Source organism: Dactylosporangium sp. NPDC000555 (assembly GCF_040300025.1).
Lineage (GTDB): Bacteria > Actinomycetota > Actinomycetes > Mycobacteriales > Micromonosporaceae > Dactylosporangium.
The window spans coordinates 20,587-41,007 of sequence record NZ_JBEPDB010000006.1; the positions used below are offsets into that span (position 1 = coordinate 20,587).

23 protein-coding genes are annotated in these 20,421 nt (G+C 69.8%); 12 read left to right on the plus strand and 11 right to left on the minus strand.

The window, feature by feature from the left end:
- Window positions 1–22: 22 nt before the first annotated feature.
- A complete protein-coding gene (locus ABT297_RS06280; RefSeq protein ID WP_350545312.1) occupies window positions 23–1,744 on the minus strand; it encodes a DEAD/DEAH box helicase in 1,722 nt (573 codons plus the stop codon).
- Window positions 1,745–1,910: 166 nt separating this feature from the next.
- Complete coding sequence (locus ABT297_RS06285; RefSeq protein ID WP_350545315.1) at window positions 1,911–2,189, minus strand: DUF3039 domain-containing protein; 279 nt, start codon at window positions 2,187–2,189, stop codon at window positions 1,911–1,913.
- Window positions 2,190–2,249: 60 nt separating this feature from the next.
- Between ABT297_RS06285 and ABT297_RS06290 the strand changes: the two genes are divergently transcribed.
- Both ABT297_RS06290 and ABT297_RS06295 read left to right on the plus strand, forming a co-directional pair.
- A complete protein-coding gene (locus tag ABT297_RS06290; protein ID WP_350545318.1) occupies window positions 2,250–3,158 on the plus strand; it encodes a pseudouridine-5'-phosphate glycosidase in 909 nt (302 codons plus the stop codon).
- Window positions 3,159–3,201: 43 nt separating this feature from the next.
- Complete coding sequence (locus ABT297_RS06295) at window positions 3,202–4,083, plus strand: carbohydrate kinase family protein (RefSeq protein WP_350545554.1); 882 nt, start codon at window positions 3,202–3,204, stop codon at window positions 4,081–4,083.
- A gap of 63 nt (window positions 4,084–4,146) precedes the next feature.
- Here ABT297_RS06295 and ABT297_RS06300 read toward each other — a convergent pair whose 3' ends face one another.
- On the minus strand, window positions 4,147–4,470 hold the full coding sequence (locus ABT297_RS06300) for a DUF3099 domain-containing protein (protein ID WP_350545320.1): 324 nt from the start codon (window positions 4,468–4,470) through the stop codon (window positions 4,147–4,149).
- Window positions 4,471–4,533: 63 nt separating this feature from the next.
- Window positions 4,534–5,019 carry a large conductance mechanosensitive channel protein MscL gene (mscL, locus tag ABT297_RS06305; RefSeq protein WP_350545323.1) on the minus strand — a complete coding sequence of 162 codons (486 nt, stop codon included), beginning with the start codon at window positions 5,017–5,019 and terminating at the stop codon, window positions 4,534–4,536.
- A gap of 204 nt (window positions 5,020–5,223) precedes the next feature.
- On the opposite strand from mscL, the gene ABT297_RS06310 reads away from it, so the two are divergent.
- The 4 genes from ABT297_RS06310 (at window position 5,224) to ABT297_RS06325 (ending at window position 10,768) form a co-directional block, all read left to right on the plus strand.
- Window positions 5,224–6,276 (plus strand): thiamine pyrophosphate-dependent dehydrogenase E1 component subunit alpha, encoded by a 1,053-nt coding sequence (locus tag ABT297_RS06310; RefSeq protein ID WP_350545325.1) that lies wholly within the window; start codon window positions 5,224–5,226, stop codon window positions 6,274–6,276.
- A 659-nt stretch (window positions 6,277–6,935) separates the two neighbouring features.
- Entirely contained in the window at window positions 6,936–8,066 is a 1,131-nt protein-coding gene (locus ABT297_RS06315) for a tryptophan dimethylallyltransferase family protein (protein WP_350545328.1), read from the plus strand.
- Window positions 8,067–8,090: 24 nt separating this feature from the next.
- Window positions 8,091–9,467 carry a tryptophanase gene (locus ABT297_RS06320; protein ID WP_350545330.1) on the plus strand — a complete coding sequence of 459 codons (1,377 nt, stop codon included), beginning with the start codon at window positions 8,091–8,093 and terminating at the stop codon, window positions 9,465–9,467.
- 32 nt (window positions 9,468–9,499) lie between these two features.
- Window positions 9,500–10,768, plus strand: a complete 1,269-nt coding sequence (locus ABT297_RS06325) for a styrene monooxygenase/indole monooxygenase family protein (RefSeq protein WP_350545333.1) — start codon at window positions 9,500–9,502, stop codon at window positions 10,766–10,768.
- An 88-nt stretch (window positions 10,769–10,856) separates the two neighbouring features.
- Here the strand turns inward: ABT297_RS06325 and ABT297_RS06330 are convergent, their stop codons facing one another.
- From ABT297_RS06330 to ABT297_RS06345, 4 genes are read right to left on the minus strand one after another with little or no spacing between them, the layout of a single operon-like run.
- Window positions 10,857–11,408: a GTP-binding protein gene (locus tag ABT297_RS06330; RefSeq protein WP_350545336.1), complete on the minus strand. Its 552-nt coding sequence runs from the start codon at window positions 11,406–11,408 to the stop codon at window positions 10,857–10,859.
- An 18-nt stretch (window positions 11,409–11,426) separates the two neighbouring features.
- On the minus strand, window positions 11,427–11,792 hold the full coding sequence (locus ABT297_RS06335; RefSeq protein WP_350545339.1) for a DUF742 domain-containing protein: 366 nt from the start codon (window positions 11,790–11,792) through the stop codon (window positions 11,427–11,429).
- On the minus strand, window positions 11,782–12,219 hold the full coding sequence (locus ABT297_RS06340; protein ID WP_350545341.1) for a roadblock/LC7 domain-containing protein: 438 nt from the start codon (window positions 12,217–12,219) through the stop codon (window positions 11,782–11,784). Before ABT297_RS06340 ends, ABT297_RS06335 begins: the two co-directional genes overlap by 11 nt.
- Entirely contained in the window at window positions 12,216–14,729 is a 2,514-nt protein-coding gene (locus ABT297_RS06345; protein WP_350545344.1) for a sensor histidine kinase, read from the minus strand. Before ABT297_RS06345 ends, ABT297_RS06340 begins: the two co-directional genes overlap by 4 nt.
- Window positions 14,730–14,871: 142 nt before the next feature.
- Here ABT297_RS06345 and ABT297_RS06350 point away from each other — a divergent pair, with 142 nt between their 5' ends.
- Together ABT297_RS06350 and idi are read left to right on the plus strand one after the other, a co-directional pair.
- Window positions 14,872–15,030 carry a hypothetical protein gene (locus tag ABT297_RS06350; RefSeq protein WP_350545346.1) on the plus strand — a complete coding sequence of 53 codons (159 nt, stop codon included), beginning with the start codon at window positions 14,872–14,874 and terminating at the stop codon, window positions 15,028–15,030.
- Between the two features lie 55 nt (window positions 15,031–15,085).
- Entirely contained in the window at window positions 15,086–15,625 is a 540-nt protein-coding gene (gene idi / locus ABT297_RS06355; protein WP_350545348.1) for an isopentenyl-diphosphate Delta-isomerase, read from the plus strand.
- Between the two features lie 304 nt (window positions 15,626–15,929).
- Here the strand turns inward: idi and ABT297_RS06360 are convergent, their stop codons facing one another.
- Genes ABT297_RS06360 through ABT297_RS06370 form a run of 3 tightly spaced genes read right to left on the minus strand, consistent with a single transcriptional unit; the run spans window position 15,930 to window position 18,106 of the window.
- Window positions 15,930–16,235 (minus strand): hypothetical protein, encoded by a 306-nt coding sequence (locus ABT297_RS06360; RefSeq protein WP_350545350.1) that lies wholly within the window; start codon window positions 16,233–16,235, stop codon window positions 15,930–15,932.
- Window positions 16,214–16,516 carry a HipA N-terminal domain-containing protein gene (locus ABT297_RS06365; RefSeq protein ID WP_350545353.1) on the minus strand — a complete coding sequence of 101 codons (303 nt, stop codon included), beginning with the start codon at window positions 16,514–16,516 and terminating at the stop codon, window positions 16,214–16,216. The genes ABT297_RS06360 and ABT297_RS06365 overlap by 22 nt, the downstream gene beginning before the upstream one ends.
- Window positions 16,517–18,106, minus strand: coding sequence for a DUF262 domain-containing protein (locus ABT297_RS06370; RefSeq protein WP_350545355.1), 1,590 nt, complete (start codon window positions 18,104–18,106; stop codon window positions 16,517–16,519).
- A gap of 89 nt (window positions 18,107–18,195) precedes the next feature.
- On the opposite strand from ABT297_RS06370, the gene ABT297_RS06375 reads away from it, so the two are divergent.
- From ABT297_RS06375 to ABT297_RS06390, 4 genes are all read left to right on the plus strand, one after another.
- The gene (locus tag ABT297_RS06375) at window positions 18,196–18,771 is read left to right on the plus strand and encodes an HhH-GPD-type base excision DNA repair protein (protein WP_350545358.1); all 576 of its coding nucleotides are present in this window, start codon (window positions 18,196–18,198) and stop codon (window positions 18,769–18,771) included.
- 251 nt (window positions 18,772–19,022) lie between these two features.
- The gene (locus tag ABT297_RS06380) at window positions 19,023–19,490 is read left to right on the plus strand and encodes a heme-degrading domain-containing protein (protein WP_350545360.1); all 468 of its coding nucleotides are present in this window, start codon (window positions 19,023–19,025) and stop codon (window positions 19,488–19,490) included.
- A 43-nt stretch (window positions 19,491–19,533) separates the two neighbouring features.
- Complete coding sequence (locus tag ABT297_RS06385) at window positions 19,534–20,019, plus strand: hypothetical protein (protein ID WP_350545363.1); 486 nt, start codon at window positions 19,534–19,536, stop codon at window positions 20,017–20,019.
- A gap of 54 nt (window positions 20,020–20,073) precedes the next feature.
- The gene (locus ABT297_RS06390; RefSeq protein ID WP_350545365.1) at window positions 20,074–20,415 is read left to right on the plus strand and encodes a hypothetical protein; all 342 of its coding nucleotides are present in this window, start codon (window positions 20,074–20,076) and stop codon (window positions 20,413–20,415) included.
- Window positions 20,416–20,421: the final 6 nt, after the last annotated feature.

Here is a 20,421-nt window from a genome sequence, read left to right on the forward strand (position 1 = left end):
CCACCCGGCCGCCGGGCGGCCCTCACAGGGTCTGGATCGTGGCGATGCGCTCTTCGAGCTGCTCGATGGTCGCCTGGGCGCTCGGCGGGCCCCCGCACAGCCGGCGCAGCTCGGCGTGGATCTTGCCGTGCGGCAGGCCCGTGCGGTGATGATGCGCGGCGACCAGCGTGTTGAGCTGCCGGCGCAACACGATGCGCCGCTCCCCCGCGGTCCGCGGCTGCGCCGGGACTTCCGGGGCGGCCGTCGCCGTCGCCGCGGGCCCCCGCCGACGCTCGGCCGCCGCCTGCTCCGCCTGCCGCTTGGACAGCAGCGCCGAGACCTGGTCCGGGGTCAGCAGGCCGGGCAGCCCGAGGTACTCCTCCTCCTCCGGCGTCCCCGTCTGCGCCGGCAACCCGAACGTCGCCCCGTCGAAGATGACCTGGTCGAGCTCGGCCGTGGCGGACAGGGCCTCGAAGCTCTTCTCCAGCTCACCCGAGGCCTTCTCCTCGCGGTTGGCCCGCTCCAGCTCGTCGTCGTCGAAGCCGTCCTTGCTCTTCGGCTCGCCGAGCACGTGGTTGCGCTGCGCCTCCATCTCGCTGGCCAGCTCGAGCAGGTGCGGCACGCTGGGGACGAAGACCGTCGCCGTCTCGCCGTGCTGGCGGGCGCGCACGAAACGGCCGATCGCCTGGGCGAAGAACAGCGGGGTGGAGGCGCTGGTCGCGTACACGCCGACGGCCAGGCGCGGGATGTCCACGCCCTCGGACACCATGCGGACCGCGACCATCCAGCGCTCGTTCGACGCGCTGAACGTGGCGATGCGGCCGGACGCACCCACGTCGTCGGAGAGGACCACGACGGCCTTCTCGCCGGTGATCTCGCCCAGGACCTTCGCATAGGCGCGGGCCGACTGCTGGTCGCTGGCGATGACCAGGCCGCCGGCGTCCGGCATACCGCCGGCGCGCAGGTTCTGCAAGCGGGAGTCGGCGGCGCGCAGCACCTGCGGCATCCAGTCGCCGGTCGGGTCGAGCGCGGTGCGCCAGGCCTGCGCGATCAGATCCTGGGTCATCGGCTCGCCCAGCCGGGCGGCCAGCTCGTCGCCGGCCGACGTCCGCCAGCGGGTCTCGCCGGAGTACGCGAGGAAGATGACCGGGCGGACGACGCCGTCGCGCAGCGCGTCCGAGTAGCCGTAGACGGTGTCCGAGCGCGACCGGGCGATGCCGTCGGACCCGCGCTCGTACTCCACGAACGGGATCGGGTTGTCGTCCGAGCGAAACGGCGTGCCGGTGAGCATCAGCCGCCGCACGGCCGGCTCGAACGCGGCCTTCACCCCGTCGCCCCACGACTTCGAGTCGCCGGCGTGGTGAATCTCGTCCAGCACCACCAGCGTGCGCCGGGTGACCGTCCGCCGCTTGTGTACGGCGGGGGCGATGCCGACCTGCGCATAGGTGACGACGGTGCCGTGGAAGTCGGAGGCGGCATGCACGTCGGAGTTGCGGAACCCGGCGTCGAGGTCGATGCCGACCCGGGCCGCGGCCTGCGCCCACTGCGTCTTGAGGTGCTCGGTCGGGGTGACCACCGTGAGGTTGTCGATGGTGCCGTCGCCGAACAGCTCCAGCGCGACGCGCAGCGCGAACGTGGTCTTGCCGGCGCCGGGCGTCGCGACGGCGAGGAAGTCCTCGCGATTGCCCCGCAGGTACTCCATCAGGGCCTTGCGCTGCCACACCCGGAGCGTCTGACCTTGCTGCACCACCGGACGCGGCGGCATGCGGCACCCCTCCCCCGTCGATACGTCACCTGTCGCGCGGTCCTGTCGCCCCGGCCCGTTGATCCGGGCTCGGGCACATGAAAACGCCCTCGCGTCAGCGCGGACCGCGAAGGCGTTGACAGCCTAGCGGGCGTCGGTCCGGCGATGTGCCGAACCGAGCCGAACGTCACGGAGTGGGGTCGTCGTTCTGAACCACGTTCTCGTAGATGTCCTTGCACACGGGGCAGACCGGGAACCGGCTCGGGTCGCGCGAGGGCACCCAGAGCTTGCCGCACAGCGCCCGCACCGGCGTCCCCTCGATCATGGCCTGCATGATCTTGTCCTTCGGCGCATAGTGCGAGAACTTCTCGTGGTCGCCGGCGTCGTAACGGTAATCGGTGCTGGTCTGCTCTTCGACACGCTCGTCGGTGAGAGTCCCGCCACCGTTCTCGGGAGTGGTCGTCACGGCTCCAGTCTGCCAGGCTCGGCGCGAATTGGCCCGCATCGGCGGGGCTATGGTGGGCTGGTGATCAACCACGCCATCCGCTTCGGCCCACATGTCGAGGCAGCCCGCAATGCCGGCGCGCCGATCGTCGCGCTGGAGAGCACCATCATCTCGCACGGCCTGCCCCGCCCGGCCAACCTCACCGTGGCGAAGGAGATCGAGGCGACGGTCCGCGCGGCCGGCGCCGTGCCCGCCACCATCGGCATGATCGGCGGCGAGATCGTTGTGGGGCTCGACGACGCCGAGATCGGACACCTGGCGGCGAGCGACGACGTGGTCAAGCTGTCCGTGCGCGATCTCGCCCCGGCCGCCGCCACCCGCGCCGACGGCGCCACGACGGTCGCCGCCACCTCCGCGATCGCGACCCGCGCCGGCATCGCCGTCTTCGCCACCGGCGGCCTCGGCGGCGTGCACCGCGGCGCGGCGTCCACCTTCGACGAGTCCGCCGACCTGACCGCGCTGTCCCGCCTGCCGATCACGATCGTCTGCGCCGGCGTGAAGTCGATCCTCGACGTCGGCGCGACGCTGGAGCGCCTGGAGACGCTGGGCGTCAGCGTGGTCGGCTACGGCACCCGCCGCTTCCCCGGCTTCTACCTCACCGATGCCGGTTACGACCTGGACTGGTCGGCCGGCGACCCGGAGGCGGTGGCCGAGATCATCCGCGCGTCCCTCACGCATGACCTGCACCGCGGCGCCCTGGTCGTGGCCAACCCGCTGCCCGTGGGCGAGCAGCTCGACCCGGCCCTGCACGACCGGGTGCTGGCCGAGGGCCTGGCCGGGCTGGAGCGCGACGGCATCACCGGCAAGGAGGTGACGCCGTACCTCCTGTCGCACTTCCACGCCGCGACCGAGGGCCGGAGCCTGGACGTGAACGTGCGCATCATCCTGCGCAACGCCGATCTGGCCGCCCGCATCGCCGCGGCCCTGTGAGCCGGCAGCGCCGGTGTCGGCCCGGCGGCGGCGCGCGGTGAGCGTGGTGGTCATCGGCGACGTCGTCACGGACATCCTGACCGTGCACGAGGGCCCGCTCGCCATCGGCTCGGACACGATCGCCGAGGTGCGCATCGGCGGTGGCGGGTCGGCGGCCAACACCGCGGCCTGGCTCGCGGCGGCCGGGTGTCCGGTCGTCTTCGCCGGGGTCGCGGGCGATGACGGGCCGGGCGACGCGCGGGTCGCCGAGATGCGCGCCGCGGGCGTGACGACGAGCGTGCGGCGGGTGGCCGGGGCCGCGACCGGGACCGTGGTCGTGCTGACCTCCGACGCCGAACGCACGATGTTCACCGACCGGGGGGCGAACCGGCTCCTGGACCGCTCCGACGTCGAGCGGGCGCTCGGGCTGCCCGGGGTGCGGCACCTGCACCTGTCCGCCTACGTGCTCTTCGACGCCGACTGTGCCCCGGCCGGGAGGTACGCGCTCGCGGAGGCCCGCCGCCGGGGGCTGACCACGAGCCTGGACGCCGCCTCGGCCGCTCCGCTGGAGCGCATCGGGGCGAGCGCGTTCCTGGCCTCGGTACCGCGGCCCGGCATGCTGTTCGCCAACCTGGACGAGGCCCGGGTGATGGCCGGGCCCGGCGGCGGGGCGGACACCGCGACGCTGGCGCGGGCCTTGCTGGCCCACGCGGACGCGGTCGTGGTCAAGTCGGGGCCCGGCGGCGCCACCTGGGCGGCCCCGGGTGAGGTCGTGCACGCGCCGGCGGTCGCGGTGGCCGGGGTGGTGGACCCGACCGGGGCCGGCGACGCGTTCGCGGCGGGCTTCCTGGCGGCGTGGCTCGGCGGCGCCGGGCCGGAGGCGGCGCTGGACCGCGGCAACGAACTCGGCGCGCGAGCGGTGTCGCGGCTGGGCGGGCGCCCCTGAGCGCCCTGACGTCACGGCCGCGACGACGGCCCCTGACGCCGGCCGGACGGCGCCGGGCCGGCATCAGTCCGGATCGATGATCCGGTGCTCGCGGTCGTCGAGGGCGTGACCCGGGTCCGGGTGGGACGTCGGGCGGCGGCGCAGCCGGTTGCGGAGCCGGTTCTCCGGGCGCGGTGGCGCGTCGTTGGCAAGCAGCACGGCGATCATCGGCAGCCCGACGCCGCCGAGCAGGCAGACGGTGAGCCAGAGCCACAGCAGGGGCGGGCGGGTCGCGACCAGGATGGCGGCCACCACGATGCAGGCGGCGCGCAGGAGCATCATGAACACGTATCGCACCTCACGGGCGCGAAGCTCCTGTTCGGGGCTGCGCGCCGCATCGGTGATCAACTGTGGTCGTACCCTGCGGGCCATTACCCCCGAGTCTGCCACGCCCCCGCGGCCGACCGTGACTCAGGTGGCGGTCGGTTTCGTGGGTGGATTCCGCTGCGCGGGGTAGGCCGATCCTTCGTAGCTCTCCAGGCCCGCGGCCACGCTCGCGCCCTGCTCGCGGGTCGTGGTCCCGGTGGCCAGCAGGTCGCGGATCTCGGTCAGGAGGCGGATCTCGTCGCTCGGCGCCTCCGGTTCGGGCGCGAGGCCGCGCTTGCGGCGCTCGGCGAGCTTGTTCATGGGCAGCACGATCAGGAAGTACACCGTCGCGGCCGTGAGCATGAAGGTGATCACGGCGTTGACGAACTCGGGCCATTTGAGCACCTGGTTGCCGATCGGGAGGCCCTGGGCGTCTTCGATGCCGATACCGCCGGACAGCTTGACCAGCGGCTGCAAGAAACCGTCGGTGAACGCGGTGACGACGCCGTTGAAGGCGGCGCCGATGACGACGGCGACGGCAAGCTCGATGACGTTGCCGCGCGAGATGAAATCCCGGAAACCTTTCAGCACGTAGGCACCTTACGGCCGGGCGGGACGCCATGCACATTCCCGCCGGGCCGGATCCCGTGTGACGCTCGCGCGGGAGCGCTCTCGGCCCATCGCGCCGCGGCGGGCGAGGTCCATGCGGCAACTATGACAAATTCGATGGCGTCATCGGGCCAGCAATGCCGCCGGTCACGAGAAGATGAGATGACTGAATGAATGGGGAGGTTCATGATCCAGCTGCTGTCGCCCGACGGCACGCTGCGCGCGGACGAGCGCGCGCCGCTCGACGTCACCCCGCGGCTGTGCCGCGACCTGCTGCGCGACATGGTGCTCGCCCGGCGCTTCGACGAGGAGGCGCTCGCCCTGCAGCGCCAGGGCGAGCTGGGCCTCTGGCTGATGTCGCTGGGGCAGGAGGCGGCGCAGGTCGGCTCGGTGCGGGCGCTCGCGCCCGGTGACTACGTGTTCCCCAGCTATCGCGAGCACGCAGCCGCGCGCTGCCGGGGCGTCGGCACCGCCGAACTGCTGGCGCAGTGGCGCGGCGTGACGCACGGCGGCTGGGACCCGGCCCGCTACCGGTTCCACATCTACAGCCTGGTGCTGGGCACACAGACACTGCACGCCGCCGGATACGCGGTCGGCGTCCGCCTGGACGGCGCCAGCGAGATCGTGCTCGCCTACTTCGGCGACGGCGCGAGCAGCCAGGGCGACGTGAGCGAGGCGCTTAACTGGGCCGCGGTGGCCGGCGCCCCGGTGATCTTCTTCTGCCAGAACAACCAGTGGGCGATCTCCACCGGCACGAGCCGGCAGATGGCCGCTCCGCTACACCGCCGCGCCGAGGGCTTCGGCCTGGAGGGCCACCTCGTCGACGGCAACGACGTGCTCGCCGTGCACGCGGTCACCGCCCGGGCCGCTGAGTCGGTACGACAGGGCGGGCGCCCGGTCCTCATCGAGGCGACCACCTACCGCATGGCCGGGCACAGCACCTCCGACGACCCGCGCCGGTATCGCTCCGACGACGAGGTCGAGGCGTGGCGCCGGCGCGACCCGATCGCCCGCCTGGAGCGGCTCGTCCGCGCCCGCGACTGGGCCGACCAGCGCTTCTTCGACGAACTCGAGGAGGAGGCGGCGCAGGTCGCGGCCGAGACCCGGGCCGCGTGCCTGGCGCTGCCCGACCCGAAGCCCGAGGACATCTTCCGGTTTGCCCTGACCGAGGAGACGGAGCTGCTGCGCGAACAGCGGGAATGGATGGAGGCATACCGCACGTCATTCACGGCGCATTGATGGCGCCGTCCTCGGCTTGTATGGCGTGCCATACGACATAGACAAACATCGTTGACGCGACCAATTACAGCGTCCGGCAGTCAGGCCGGCTCGCGCGCCGCTCTCCGTCATCGCGGCGAACACATCGGCGCGGCAAATGGGTCACCTCTGGCCCGATCCGGACCATGGAATCCGGGCAGGAATCCCGGGCTAAATCCTGCAGATTAGCACGTTGAGCCACCACGCCTCATGAGTGCACGGCAGCGCCCAGGCCCGCCACAAATCGACTTGGCTTGCTCTCAGTGATCAATCCAGCACGACTGGATCATCGCGGCGGGATCCCCCGCGCCGCATCGCCGCACCTCAGCCATCAGCGCTCCGCGCATCATATCTGATTAGCGCTCGCTAAGGTCACTGTCAGCGACAAATTGGCGCCTCATTGTGAGCATCATCTCACTCGACTCAGCGTTATCAGTCGACCACGATGTTGGCGCAGGAAAGATCCTCTAGCCGACCGAGTCGACGTCAGACCGCGCTGCCCGAATCTCCGACACCGCCGATTGCGACGCCATGGCGTCAGCAGCACCCGCAGCAGAGGCGCGATCAACCCCGAACGCCATGCGTACGTCACGAGCAAACGCGAGGCGAAGCCGATTTGATCAACCTGGGAGGACCGGTTCATGGATGGTTTGTCCGTATTTGAACGCTTGAGTGGCCAGTTGACACGCTTATGCGATGTGGTCGAACTCGATCCGGATGCACCTGTGGACCTACTGAGGGACCTGCTCGGTCCGGTCGGATCGCGTCGGTTGTCAGATCCGCCGGCGTGGCCGTCGGACGTCGCGGACGATCACACGCCCGTCGAGTTCTCGATCGCGTACAACGAGGGAGAGCCTCCCTCGTTGAGAATTCTCGGCGAGGCGATGGGTTCGCCACCCGGCGTGCTGACGAACCTGTCCGCCGCACACGAATTCCTCCGCACGCAGGCCCATCGGTTCGGCCTGTCCACGTCGCGCTTCGATCGCGTCCAGGATCTCTTCGCCACGGAGCATTCCCAGGCAGAGTTCTCCCAGTGGTGGTCGCTGGTATTTCGCAGCGACCGACGGCCCGAGCTCAAGGTGTACTTCAATCCTGAGGTCTCGGGAGCGCAGCGAGCGCCGGAACTGGTGGCCGAAGCGTTGCGCCGGCTCGGGCTGGGCACGGCATACCAGGCCATGCTGGACCATGCTGTACGGCCCGGTGAGCTGGGCCAGGGTGATCGGCTGACGTTCTTCGCGCTGGACCTGCACGACGGTCCGCACTCCCGCGTCAAGCTCTACCTCACCCATCACGACGCCGAGGTTTCGGACGTGGTTCGGGCGGCCGGCGTGGTCGACGGCGTGGACGTGGCGGCACTCGCCGAGTTCTGCGCGGTGGCCGGGGGCGGTCCCGGCCCTTTCGGCGGCCGCCCGCTCGTGGGCAGCTACACCCTCACAGGGGATGCCGACACGCCGGTTGGCTACAGCTTGTACGTACCGATTCGAAGCTACGTCCACGACGACGAGGAAGCCCGGGACCGGGTGGTGGCGTTGCTCGCCCGGCACGGGTTCGACAGCTCAGCCTTCGATCGGGCACTCGCCGCGGTGACGCAGCGGCCGCTTCGCGCCGGTGTCGGGCTGATCGCGCACGTCTCCCTGCGTCTGGGCCCGCCGCGACCAGGTGTGACCGTCTACCTGTCCTCCGAGGCGTACCAGGTGACTCCGCCGCGTCCACGGCAGACGCCGCCGCTTCGGAGCATCGCGAAGCGCCCGGTCACACAGACCGCCGCCTGACACCGTGACTTCGAGGAGCGCGTTGTGAATATTCCGCTGCCGCCGCCATGGCGGATCAAGGTCGTCGAAGAGATTCCGTTCCTGAGCGCGGAGGAACGCCGGCTGGCCTTGGCCAAAGCCGGCTACAACCCGTTCAACCTGCGCGCGGACCAGATCACCATCGACCTGCTGTCCGACTCGGGCACGGGCGCCACCTCGGCCGCCCAGGAGGCCGCCGCCGCGCTCGGCGACGAGTCCTACGCGGGAGCACGATCGTGGTTCCGGTTCCGCGATGAGGTCCGCGACCTCACCGGGTATCCGCACATCCTGCCGGTTCACCAGGGCCGCGCCGGTGAGCGCATCCTGTTCACCAGCCTGCTCGGACCCGGCCAGATCTGCATCAGCAACACCCACTTCGACACCACCCACGCCAACGTCGAGCTCGTCGGCGCCGAGCCACGGGACCTGCCGTGCCCCGAGGCGGCCGACCTCGACAGCGCGGAGCCGTTCAAGGGCAACATCGACCTCGCCGCGCTCGAACGGACCCTGACCGGGCCCGAAGGACCCAAGGTCGGCCTGGTCCTGATGACCATCACGAACAACGGCCTCGGCGCGCAGCCGGTGTCCATGGCCAACCTCGAAGCCGCCGGCGAACTGTGCCGGCGCCACAGCGTGCCGTTCTTCCTCGATGCGGCACGGTTCGCCGAGAACGCCTGGCTGGTGCGCGAGCGGGACCCCGCCTACGCCGACTGGACACCGCGGCAGATCGCCACCCGTGCGTTCCAGCTCGCCGACGGATGCCTGGTGTCCCTGAAGAAGGACGGGCTGACGGCCATCGGGGGGTTCATCGGCCTGCGCGACGACGACCTCCACTCGGCGTGCGAGGCGAACCTGATCGCGACCGAAGGGTTCTCCACCTACGGCGGGCTGGCCGGCCACGACCTGGAACGGCTTGCCCAAGGGCTGCGGGAGGTGGTCGACCCGGCATACCTGCGGTCCCGGGCCGCCTCTACCGCCCGGCTGGCACAGATGATCAACGATGCCGGCGTGGAGACCATCCAGCCGCCCGGCATCCACGCCCTGTACCTCAACGCCGGCAGGCTGCTGCCGCACCTGTCACCGCGCGAGTTCCCGGGCCACTCCCTGGGGTGCCAGCTGTATCTCGACGGGGGCATTCGCTGCGCCGAGCTCGGGTCGCTGTATCTGGGCGGCATGGACGACGCGCACCGGCTGGTGACGCCGGCGCCCTTCGAACTCGTACGGCTGGCAATCCCACGCCGGGTCTACACCGACGCCCACCTCGAATACGTGGCCTCGGTGCTCGCCGGCATCGCCAAGGCACCCGAGCGCGTCCGCGGGTACCGGATCGTCTCATCGCCGCCTCTGCTGCGCCACTTCAAGGTGAGGCTGCAGCCACTGTAGGCCGCGATCTCGACCCTCATGAGGGAGCACTGATGCGCAGAGTCCTGATCGTGGGCGCCGGCCAATGCGGCCTGCTGCTCGGCCACGGCCTGCTCCAGGCAGGCGACTACGAAGTGACCATCCTGACGGCACGAACCCCCGACGAGATCCGTGAGGATCGGCCGACCTCCACCCAGGTCATGTTCGGCCCCGCGGTGGCCATCGAACAGCGGCTCGGACTCGACCTCTGGGCGGACGAGACGCCGGACATCGCCGGGCTGCACTGGACCGTCGCCTCCCCCGCCGGCGACCGCCTCGACATCCACGGCGCGCTGGACTCACCGGCGCGAAGCACCGACCAGCGGGTCAAGATGGCCGGCTGGCTGGAGTTGTTCGAGAAGCGTGGCGGGACCGTCCACACCGCGAACATCAGCATCGGCGAGCTCGACGAGATCGCCGAGTCCGGCCGTTACGACCTGATCGTCATCGCCGCCGGCCGCGGCGACCTGACGGCACTGTTCGACCGGGATCCGTCTCGCTCCCCGTACACCACACCGCAGCGCGGTCTGGCCGCCGCCTACGTCAATGGCATGGACCGCGAGCCGCACACCGACCTTTGGCCCAACGTCACGTTCACCGTCTTGCCCGGCGCCGGCGAGCTCATCCTCATCCCGGCGCTGACCACGACGGGGCCGTGCGACATCCTGTTCTGGGAGGCCGTACCCGGCGGGCCGCTGGACGTGTTCGGCGACCGTCCCGACCCGGATGAGCACCTGGCGCGGGCCGTCGGCCTGATCCGCGAGCACACCCCGTGGCTGTACGAGCGCTGTGCCCACGTCGAGTTGACCGACTCCCGCGCCACCCTGACCGGCCGCTTCACCCCCACCGTGCGGCGACCGGTCGGCGAACTGCCCTCCGGCGCGCTCGTCCTGGGCGCCGCCGACGTGATCGTCACCAACGACCCCGTCGTCGCGCAGGGCGCCAACGCCGCCGCGCGTTGTGCCGACGCCTACCTGACCGCGATCCTCGAGCGCCACGACGACGATCCGTTCGACCGTGACTGGATGCACAGCACCTTCGAGCGGTTCTGGGTGGGCACCGCCGCGCAGATCACCAACGTGAGCAACGGGATGCTCCAGCCGCCGCCCGAACACATCCAGCGCATCCTGGGCGCGGCGGCACAGCACCCCGAGGTGGCCAATCGCCTCGCCAACGGGTTCGCCGACCCGAACCGGCTCGTCGACTGGTTCATGACACCTGAGGGCGCCGACCGCTACCTCAGCCAGATCGCGGCCCATTCGCCGGCCGACGCCGGCCATTAGCCCTGATCCGATGCCCGGCCGGCTTGCGGCGGCCGGGCATCGGAGCGATCCGAACCCGCGTGCGTGACGAACGCCGTCGAACGACCGGTCAGCCGACCGGCAAGCGCGCCATCGCGTGCCGGATCAACACGATCAATGCCTGCTTGCTGGACGCCTTGTCCCTGGCGTCGCACCACAGGAGCGGAACGGAGGCATCCAGCTCCAATGCCTCGCGAATCTCTTCCTGGGTGTACAGGCACTCGCCGTAGAACCGATTGATGACGGCGATGAACGGGATGCCTCGCCGCTCGAAGTAGTCGATGGCGGGAAAACTGGTGCCGAGCCTTCTGGTGTCGACCAGCACGATCGCACCGACCGCACCCTGCGCGAGCTCGTCCCACATGAACCAGAATCGGTCCTGTCCCGGCGTGCCGAACAGGTAGAGCACGACGTCCGGGCTGATGGTGATGCGCCCGAAGTCCAGGGCAACCGTGGTGTTCGTCTTGCCCTCCACGCCCGTCACGTCATCGACGCCGACACTGGCCTGGGTAAGGACTTCCTCCGTGGTCAACGGCGGAATCTCGCTGACCGATCCGACCAAGGTGGTCTTACCGGTGCCGAAGCCGCCCGCCACGACGACCTTGACCGATTTGCGATCCACGTGTATCAGTCCCTCTGCTTAGATTCGTTCGAGACCGGCAAGAACCTCTTCCAGCACCCAAAGATCCGCGATCCTCTCCTGGGCGGGAGATCCGACGCCTAGATACCCCTGATCGAGGAGCACATCGACCATGACCTTCATGATGGCCAGCGGGAGATGCAGGTACGCGGACAGCTCGGCGATGGACATCCAGTTCGTACACCGTCTGACGATCTCCTCGTACTCCGGCTCCAGCCGCTGTGCACCGGGTAGGAGGGCGATGACCTGAGTCGCCAAGTCCAGGCTGGTGTTGCGCGGACTCGTCTGCCCATTGACAAGGATGTACAGGGGGACGAGCCGGCCCGCCTCGGCCGGGTCGTCGCCTTCCCACATGTCATACGCCATGGCCCGTGCCAAGTTGACCGTTTGCCGTGAGCGCGGCCGAGCGCGCCTCGGTGCCGAGATACTCGCCGATGCGGGTCACCAGGCGTCGCACCTCGTAGGCAACCGTTCCCATGTCGACATTCGGCTCGCACAGCACAGCCAGGCGAGCATGGTGGCCCGCGGCGGCAAGAAACAGGATGTGATCGTGATATTCGACGACGATCTGATCCACCGGCCCGCTGCCGATTCGCCGGCCTATTCCCGCTGCGATGCTGTACAGCGAAGCCGAACCGGCGGCCACGATCTCCGCCGTGTCTTGCAGCAGCGACGTGGATTTCTGAACGATCAGCCCGTCGGTGGACACGACAACCGCATAGGCAACATGCGGAACCTCCACAAGACCGTCCAGCATCCACGCCAGATCATGTTGCTGTGCTGAGTGGGTCACGCCATCCCGCCTTGATCAGCTCTCGTACGTGTGTTGTTGTTGACAGCCAGACCTTCGGCCCGTCCCTTTTGGTACCGCGCATACCGATCCCGGGAATCCTCCGGCGACCTCGTGGGCGCCGTGGTCGCCTGCGGGCCGGTTGCCGGTGGCTCGTCGTCGCGCAGCTCGGGCACGAGGTGATGTTGAGGCTGGCGGTGGGGTAGTGCCGGCCGGTCAGCGGCTTTCGGTCCGGGCGAATCGGTGCCGGCCACGGGAGCCACCGGGGATTGCCGGGGAACGCTTGCGCCGGTGCGTGGATGGTCGCTCATCATGCCGCCCATAGGGTCGGGTCGTCGGCTTGCACCGGCGTTGTCATCACGCACACCCGCTGCTGATCCGTTCGGGCCCGTCGCGGCCGCGGCAGCAGGGGGACGCACATCGTAGCGAGGGACGTCGTCCAGAGGTGACGCCGACGCTGCCGCCGGGACCGAGTGGGCGCCGGTGTTCATCCACTCATCGGGTACGCCGGGCTCGGCGGGCTGGATGCCGCCGGTGGGCTCGCCGGCGAGCACCCGCTCGGGCAGGAGCACGATCGCCAGCAGCCCGCCGTAGGCCGACTTGCGGAGCCCTACCTGCACGCCCTCACGCTTGGCCAGCTCGGCCACGACGTACAGGCCGACCTGCTTGCCGCCCTCCAGCTCGGTCACATCCGGCGTGGGTGCGGTCGCCAGCAGCATGTTGGCGCGTTCCACGGCCTCTGGCGCCATGCCCACGCCGGCGTCCTCGATCTCCACCGCGACGCCGTGTGGCACCGGGACGCACGTGACCCAGACCGTTGTCGTCGGCGGGGAGAAGGCGAGCGCGTTGTCGAGCAGTTCGGCCAAGAGATGGATGGTTCCGGCGACGGCCGGTCCCGTCACCGCCACATCCGGTGCGCTGCGCAGCGAGAGTCGCTGGTACTGGTGCGTTTCCGCGAATGCCGCCAGCAGCGCCCGGCGCAGGGGCACCGGGTTCTTGAAACGCCGGCCGATCTGCCCACCGGCCAGGATGACGAGGTTTTCCAGGAAGCGCCGAGTCTGGTTGAGCTGGTGGTTGACGTCGAACAGCTGCGTGAGCAGTTTCTCGTCGCCGATCCGGCTCTCCAGGTCCTCGATGACCATGAGGCCGCGTTGCAGCGGACGCTGAGGGCGGCGAGCGACGCCCATCAGCATCTCGGTGCTGGCAGCCCGGGTCTTCGCTTCGTCGATGGCGGCACCCGCCGCGACCCGCAGCGACCGGTTGATGATGTCGGCGACCTGGCCGATCTCGTCGGCTCCGTAGTCCCGTGCCGGAAGCTCGACCTCAAGGTCAACCGCTTCCCGTCGACGCAACCGGTTCATCATGGCCGGCAGCCGCTCATCGACCGTCTCCGCGGCATCCTTGCCCAGCCGGGCCAGGCGGACGGACAGCCCCTGGTCCACCAGGACCTGCGACCGACGGACCGACCAGAGGATCGCGCCGACCGCGATCGCCAGCGCGACGAAGCTTCCCAATGACGCGAAGAGCAGCTGATTGTTGCCGGTCCTCAGCGTCCGGGCCGAAACCTGATCGGCTTGCAGAACGGTCAGGCCGACCAATTCGTCGGAGACCTGGCGGGTGAGCGTCTGCCAACGAGCCAGGTCAACGGACAGGCCACGAGGCACGCCATTGCGCCACGGGCCGTTGACTATGACCGAATTCTCCGCGGCGGCCAACTGTTTCCAGGCATCGCCCGCGGCGAGACTCTCATACCCTTGACGTACCTCTGGCTCCATGTGTGGCGCGACGGTGGTCAGGCCGAAACGGTAGGCGCTCACCAGGCTCACGAACTCGAGATGTTCCTGATCGCTGAGCGCACGAGCGCCGAACGCGGCCTCAATCAACGATCCGGCCCGGGACATCAGGTCGCTGGCCCGCCACACCTCGGTCGCCGCGATGCCGCCCTTGGTCGCCGTGGCATCGGGCACCATCCGGGCCTGAGTGTCGAAAAGCGCGGTCGCGGCATCGAGCAGCTCGTTGTAGAAGTCGTACGCCGGCTGCACGCCCGACGACCTGGAATCGATCGCGGTTCGTATGCCTGGAAGCCGGTCCAGATATTCTGTCACCGCCTTCCATCGCGTCACGATGGACTGCGGAGCGTTCGCCAGCCCCGCGTCGGCGACGGTGCGCAGCTCGGCCAGTCGCTCATCGGTCCGCTGCCGTTGTTTGAGCAGGTCCTGCCCGTCTTTCGGCGGCTGGCTGAGGAAGGCGACGCTCAGCCGCCGCTCCTGCTGGATCGACGCCAGCGCGGAAACCGCGGGAATCGATACCTGACGGACACCGCTGGCGACCTCCCGGTTGTAGAATCCCTGAAAGACGAGATATCCGGAAGCCACGAGCCATAGGATCACGGCGACGGCACTGGGTATCAGGACCAGCCTGATGACCTGCCGCTTGATGGACACCTGCTGACCAACGGGCCGGCTCGGCGCCATCGAATGGTCGCGCTTATCCGAACCAACTTGCTCGCTCACAGGGTCGGCCTGCTTTCGCGCCAACTCGAATCCAATCATGGGCAGCCCAAAGAAAACGGCGGGCGACAACTGCCGGCCAACGCCGTTGCGAGTGCAAACCCTACCGGCGTCTCTGCGCTCGCACTACCCGGCATTCTGCCGTATGCCTAACCTATGGCCCGCACTGGTCGAGGTGAAATCCGTCGCCGAGCACCACCACGACATCCGCCCGGGACGGCCGTGGTGGCAGCGCCCCTCGACCGCGGCGCACGTCACGCCTGACCGGACCCCTACCAACTTCGCGATCTTCGCCGCACAATGACAACAACGGTCTTCACCTCTGGCCGCTTTGCGGCTGAGTGCATCGCGGGAGTGTCGTGAACACACGGGAGCAACACCTGGTCGAGCTGGTAGGCACCGACGGCAGCGCGATCGGCGAAACCACCGTCGACCTGGCGCACCGCGCGCCCGGCCGGTTGCACCGCGCCTTCTCGGTGCTGCTGGTCTCCCCCGAGGGAAAGGTGCTGGTGCAGCGCAGAGCCGCGGTGAAGACCCGGTTCCCGTTGCGGTGGGCCAACGCCTGCTGCGGCCACCCGGGCCCGGGCGAGGCGCTCGTCGAGGCCGCCGACCGCCGGCTCATGGAGGAGCTCGGCGTGACAGCCGTGCCCTTGCGCGAGGTCGGCGTCTACGTTTATCAAGCCGCCGACCCGGACTCCGGGCGGGTCGAGTTCGAATACGACCACGTACTGGTCGGCCCCTACTCCGGCGACCCCACGGACGTAGACCCGGACGAGGTGGCAGCCGTCGACTGGGTCACGCCCGCCGAACTGGCGCAGCGGATCACACGGTCCCCTGAGTCGTACGCGCCATGGCTGGCGGGGGTTCTCGACACCTGGCAGGCGTCCGCCAACGGGTGATCAAGGATTGATCGGCGCGTGCCGGCCCGTGGCGCTCGGCGGGTGGTTGTACATCACCATCCGCCGTCGAAGAACGCCAGGAGCGCCGGCGCCGCGTCCGCCGCGGTGGCCGTGTTCGCCACCGCGACGACGATCACCACGCCGACGCGAGGAACCGGGGCCGCATCACCGCCGTGAGCAGCGTGTTGGTCGACGTCATGCGCCCAAGCTAGGCGAAATCGGCCGACGCGAACCAGGACGCTGGATCGAGTCTTCCAGTAGGGCTAGCCATACCCGGCGTCGCTACCTATGGGCCCGGCCTACTTCACCCGCCCGCCGGCCCCGCGCTGATCGGCAGCGAGCGCAGCCGCTCCTCGTAGTGCCCGGCGAGCGGCTCGAACCGCCCGCGCGCCTCGGCAAGCAGTTCGCCGGCCCAGGCGGCCCGCATCCGCTCGACGGTCTCGGCGACGGTGCGAGCCGTCGCCTCGGGGTCCTCGCCGATCCGCTCGGCCATGCGCCGGAAGTCGTCCAGCGTGACGTGGACCGGGCGGGCCTTCTCACCGTTCATGCTCAGGGCCAGCGGTTCGTAACGGTACTGGCTGTAGATGGTCAGCGAGTGAAAGTCGTACACGGGCGCGAGGCTGGGCGTGCGGCCGTCGGCGTAGCGGAGAGATCTCGGACGATCTGCTTGCGCAGGGCCCCCTCGGGCAGCAGGTTGGCGAACCAGGCCGGGACGCCGCCGCCGATCGGGCGGCGCACGGCTCGCGGGTCGTCCTCGAAGATCTGTCCGAGCGTGCGGTGAGCGGGCGCGTCGAGATCGTCCTCGTACGTGAAGTAGGCGCGGCCCTTCCTGAAGCGCAGGAGCCCGACCCGGCGCCCGTGCAGGCGGACCTCGGCTTCCGGTGTCTTCACTCAGCCCGTCCTCATCAGATCGGCGATCGACCGGCCGTCACGCGCACCCCACTCCGCCATGCGATCGACATGTCGTTCGAACGCGGCGGTCAACATGGCGGCGCGCCGTTCGAGAAATGCGGCGGGTGACGACTTGGCCAGCAGACTCTGGGCCTTCTCGTCGAGCAGGTGGCTCTCGGCCACCTCAGGCGATGCCTTGGCCAGCTCCCTCCGCAGGATTGAGGCCGGGCCGGAGGCGGCAATGACGCGGTTGGCGAACGTGCCGGCCAGAGCGAGGTCGGCGCTGTCGAAGATCGGCCGTAGCGGGCTGCCCTCGTCCAGCAGCCGGGCGATGTCGACCGGCGTGCCGGTTGCGGGATCGCGCGGCTCGGCGGACCACAGGCAGAGGACATTGATCTTCGCCACCGCCTGGTTGAAGTGCACCTTGTCGAGCTCGGCGGTGAAGCGGGTGTGCGCGGGCAGCCGTTCGAGCAGGGCGCCGGCGGCCGCCACCGGATTCGGGCGCTTCACGGCGCTGATCTGCCCGCGCATGTCGGCGACGCTCTGGCCGCGCGCATGGGTGCCGGCCACCGCGCCGCGCCAGACCCACCGTCGCAGCAGTGTCGCCGCACGGCCCTCCGGGGCGCCGTGCAGCTTGACGAAGCGGACGAGCACCGGGACCACATTGGAGTACGGCAGCAGCCTCGCATGCGGGATCTCGGCCACGTCTCGCAGGAACGCGACCACGTCCCGCAGGTTCGCGGCCAACGCGCTGAACGTCTCGGTCTGGTCCTCGGCCGACTCGAACTCGCCCGCGAAGTCAGTGCGGAAGATGTCGCCACCGCGGTAGGCGAGCACGCACTGCAGCACGAGCTGGTCGTCGAGCGCGCCGTAGCCGAGTTCGGCCGGCACGCGGCCGATCGCCGCCAGGGTCAGCGGCGCGTCCCCGGCGGTCTGGGAGTGCAGGGCCTGGAAGATCTCGGCCTTCGTGAGCCGCTTTCCGGCATTGTTCATCCGGGTGAAGATGTCCAGCAGCGGCTTCTCGTCGTCGGTGGTGACCACGTACGCGGGGATCTGGTATTCCCGGATCGCCTTCGCCGCCTGGTCCGCCAGCGTGAGCTGCTCGTCCGAGAGCCACTCGCCGTTTTCTCGCATCCAGCGCAGCAGGGTCGCGGTATCGAGCAGGAAGCTGACCGGGATCCAGGTGCTGGGCGTCAGCTGCCGGGTGCCCGCGGTTTGGAACTCGCCGGAACCCAGGTCCAGATGCACCCGGAAGCGCAGGTCCGTGGCGGTGTGCGCCGCGACCAGGGCGCCGACGAGCGAGGTGATGCGCTGCTGGCCGTCCACCACCCACAGGGCCGAATCGAGCTCCGGCGCCTCGATGGTCAGCGGCCCGACGTGGAGTGTCTGAGCGGGGGCGGGGCGTCGCCAGAGCAGGAGGTTACCGATCGGAAAACCGCGAAGGACGCTGTCGAACAGCTTGACGACGTCGCCCGCCTCCCACCTGAATCCCCGCTGGAACTGGGGGATCCGGACCACACCGCGCTGGACGTCGCGAACCAGATCCTCCGGGGTGCGCTGTTCGATCCGCGGCCGCTCGAGCGTTGCCATGTCACCTCCAGCCTCGAGTGCCCCAAGCGTAGTCGTGAGGTACGCCGAATCACGTGACGATCGGGGCGCCTCGCGGGCAGGATGTCGGCATGGCCATCACGCTGCCGATCGATGATGCGGCGAACGAGTACCTCACCCGCAGCCCTCTCGCGCTGCTCGTCGGGATGACGCTGGATCAACAGATCCCGTTGGAGAAGGCGTTCACGTCGCCGTGGGTGCTGGCGCAACGGCTCGGCCACGAGCCGAGCGCGCGGGAGCTTGCCGCCTTCGACTCGCAGGCGCTGGTGGAGGTCTTCGCGACACCGCCGGCGTTGCACCGGTTCCCCAAGGCGATGGCAGCTCGGGTTCAGGAGGTCTGCCGGGTGATCGTCGAGCGCTACGACGGCGACCCGGCCGGGATCTGGGCCGGCGTCACGGGCGGCGCGCAGCTGCTGCGGCGGGTGCAGGACCTGCCCGGCTTCGGCAGGCAGAAGGCGCAGATCTTCGTGGCACTGCTGGGCAAGCAGTACGGGGTGCGGCCCGAGGGGTGGCGGGAGGCTGCCGGCGGGTACGGCGAGGAGGGCTCGTCCCGGTCGGTCGCCGACATCGTCGACGAGGCCTCGCTGGTGCGGGTGCGCGAGTACAAGAAGCAGGTCAAGGCCGAGGCGAAGGCCGCCAAGGACTGAGCAGCGCGCCGCACCGGTCGCCCGCGAGGAGGCCGTCCGACCGGTGGCCACCCGGGTAGCGGCGCGCCGGTCTCCAGGACCGTCCTGAGGCCGCTGACGATCCGCGACCACGCCTCGTCGCGGGCCTCCTGCTGCGCGCCGACGCCGGTGTGGTGAACGTCCGGGTTCTCATGCTGCAGAATCCTCCGGGCCGGACTTTGCCGGCGACTTGAGCGCGGCTTGGTTCGCCGCGGGACGAGGAGCGCAGAACCGTGGAAGAGCTGATCACCGAGCTGGAGGCGCAGGAGGAGCGGCTGCGGTTCGACCGGTTCGACAACGACGACGCATGGGCGCTGGGCAGCTTGCTGGTCGAGGTGGCGCGGGAACGCGCGCTGCCGATCACGATCGACGTGCGCCGCGGCGGGCAGCAGCTCTTCCACGCCGCGCTGCCGGGCACGACGCCGGACAACGACCGCTGGATCGAGCGCAAGATCCGGGTCGTGGAGCGGATGCACGCCTCGTCGTTCCTCGTCGGGCGGCGGCTGGCGGCGAAGGGCGAGGCGTTCGACGCGGAGTACGGGATCGACCCCGCACAGTACGCGACCCACGGCGGCGCCTTCCCGATCCGTGTCCGCGATGTGGGCGTCGTCGGCGTCGTCACGGTGTCGGGTCTGCCGCAGGCGGAGGATCACGCTCTGGTCGTCGAGGTGCTCGGGCGTTTCCTCGGCCACCTGTCGTGATGCCGACATGCGCGCGGCGCGGCCAGGCCGCACCATGCCGCATGTGAATACACGAATCGCATTACCGGTCGCCGTCTCGGGCATGCTCCTGGCGACCGTCCTGGCCGGCTGTTCCGACGACACGCCGGTCAACGACGAAGCCGCCGCCACGACCTCGGCCGCGGCGTCCAGCGCGGCGGCCGTGGCGAGCAGCGAAGCACCGGGCGGCGCATCGCCCTCGGTGAAGGGCGGATCGAGCGCGGCGACGGCCGGCTGCCCGGTCAACGCGGCCACGCTCGAGAAGGCGTTCCGGGCCAACGCGAAGGTCGCCTCGGCGGTCGTGCTGGGCAAGGGGCTCAAGGACGTCAGCTGCTACGGCGGCTGGGCCACCGCGGTCACCCAGCCGACCAACCTCGAGCCGGCGGTGGTGCTGTTCAAGTACGACGCCGCGAAGAAGACCTGGGCCGCGCTCGTGGGCGGCACCGACGGCGTCTGCCGGGACAACGTGCCCGCGGACGCCGCGACACACCTCAAGGGCTGCCAGAACTAACAGGAACTGCGGATCGGCGCTGGTAGAAATTTCTGCTTTGTGGTCATATAGAGCATGGAGCGTGAAGCACTGCTCCGGCTCCTCGCCGAGGAGCCCGGAGCAGCCTTCGAGGCGTGCCGCGCCGCGATTGGCGCCGGCGCCGAATACGTTGTCTGGGACCACACCCTGCCCGCCGACCAGCTCGCGCGCAGCTACTCCCGCCGCGCGCAGCACATGGCGAAGATCGGCAACCCCATGCTCGGCGGCGCCGAGGCGATCGAGCAGCTGCAGACCTCGGGCGACCGGCCGCTGCGCGTCGGCGAGGCGAAGGTGGCCGACCCGCCGACCCACTTCCAGCTCTTCCTGGCGGCCGACGGGTCCCGAGTCGTGGCCTGCATAGGCATCGATCAACGCTGAAGTACC

Excerpts from the sequence above, each read along its gene's own strand:
- ABT297_RS06315 (WP_350545328.1), top strand. The coding sequence starts at position 6,936 with ATGGATGGTTTGTCCGTATTTGAACGCTTGAGTGGCCAGTTGACACGC.
- ABT297_RS06390 (WP_350545365.1), top strand. The coding sequence starts at position 20,074 with ATGGAGCGTGAAGCACTGCTCCGGCTCCTCGCCGAGGAGCCCGGAGCA.
- ABT297_RS06280 (WP_350545312.1), bottom strand. The coding sequence starts at position 1,744 with ATGCCGCCGCGTCCGGTGGTGCAGCAAGGTCAGACGCTCCGGGTGTGG.
- ABT297_RS06335 (WP_350545339.1), bottom strand. The coding sequence starts at position 11,792 with ATGGCGTATGACATGTGGGAAGGCGACGACCCGGCCGAGGCGGGCCGG.
- ABT297_RS06325 (WP_350545333.1), top strand. The coding sequence starts at position 9,500 with ATGCGCAGAGTCCTGATCGTGGGCGCCGGCCAATGCGGCCTGCTGCTC.
- ABT297_RS06310 (WP_350545325.1), top strand. The coding sequence starts at position 5,224 with ATGATCCAGCTGCTGTCGCCCGACGGCACGCTGCGCGCGGACGAGCGC.
- ABT297_RS06350 (WP_350545346.1), top strand. The coding sequence starts at position 14,872 with ATGCCTAACCTATGGCCCGCACTGGTCGAGGTGAAATCCGTCGCCGAG.
- ABT297_RS06370 (WP_350545355.1), bottom strand. The coding sequence starts at position 18,106 with ATGGCAACGCTCGAGCGGCCGCGGATCGAACAGCGCACCCCGGAGGAT.
- ABT297_RS06375 (WP_350545358.1), top strand. The coding sequence starts at position 18,196 with ATGGCCATCACGCTGCCGATCGATGATGCGGCGAACGAGTACCTCACC.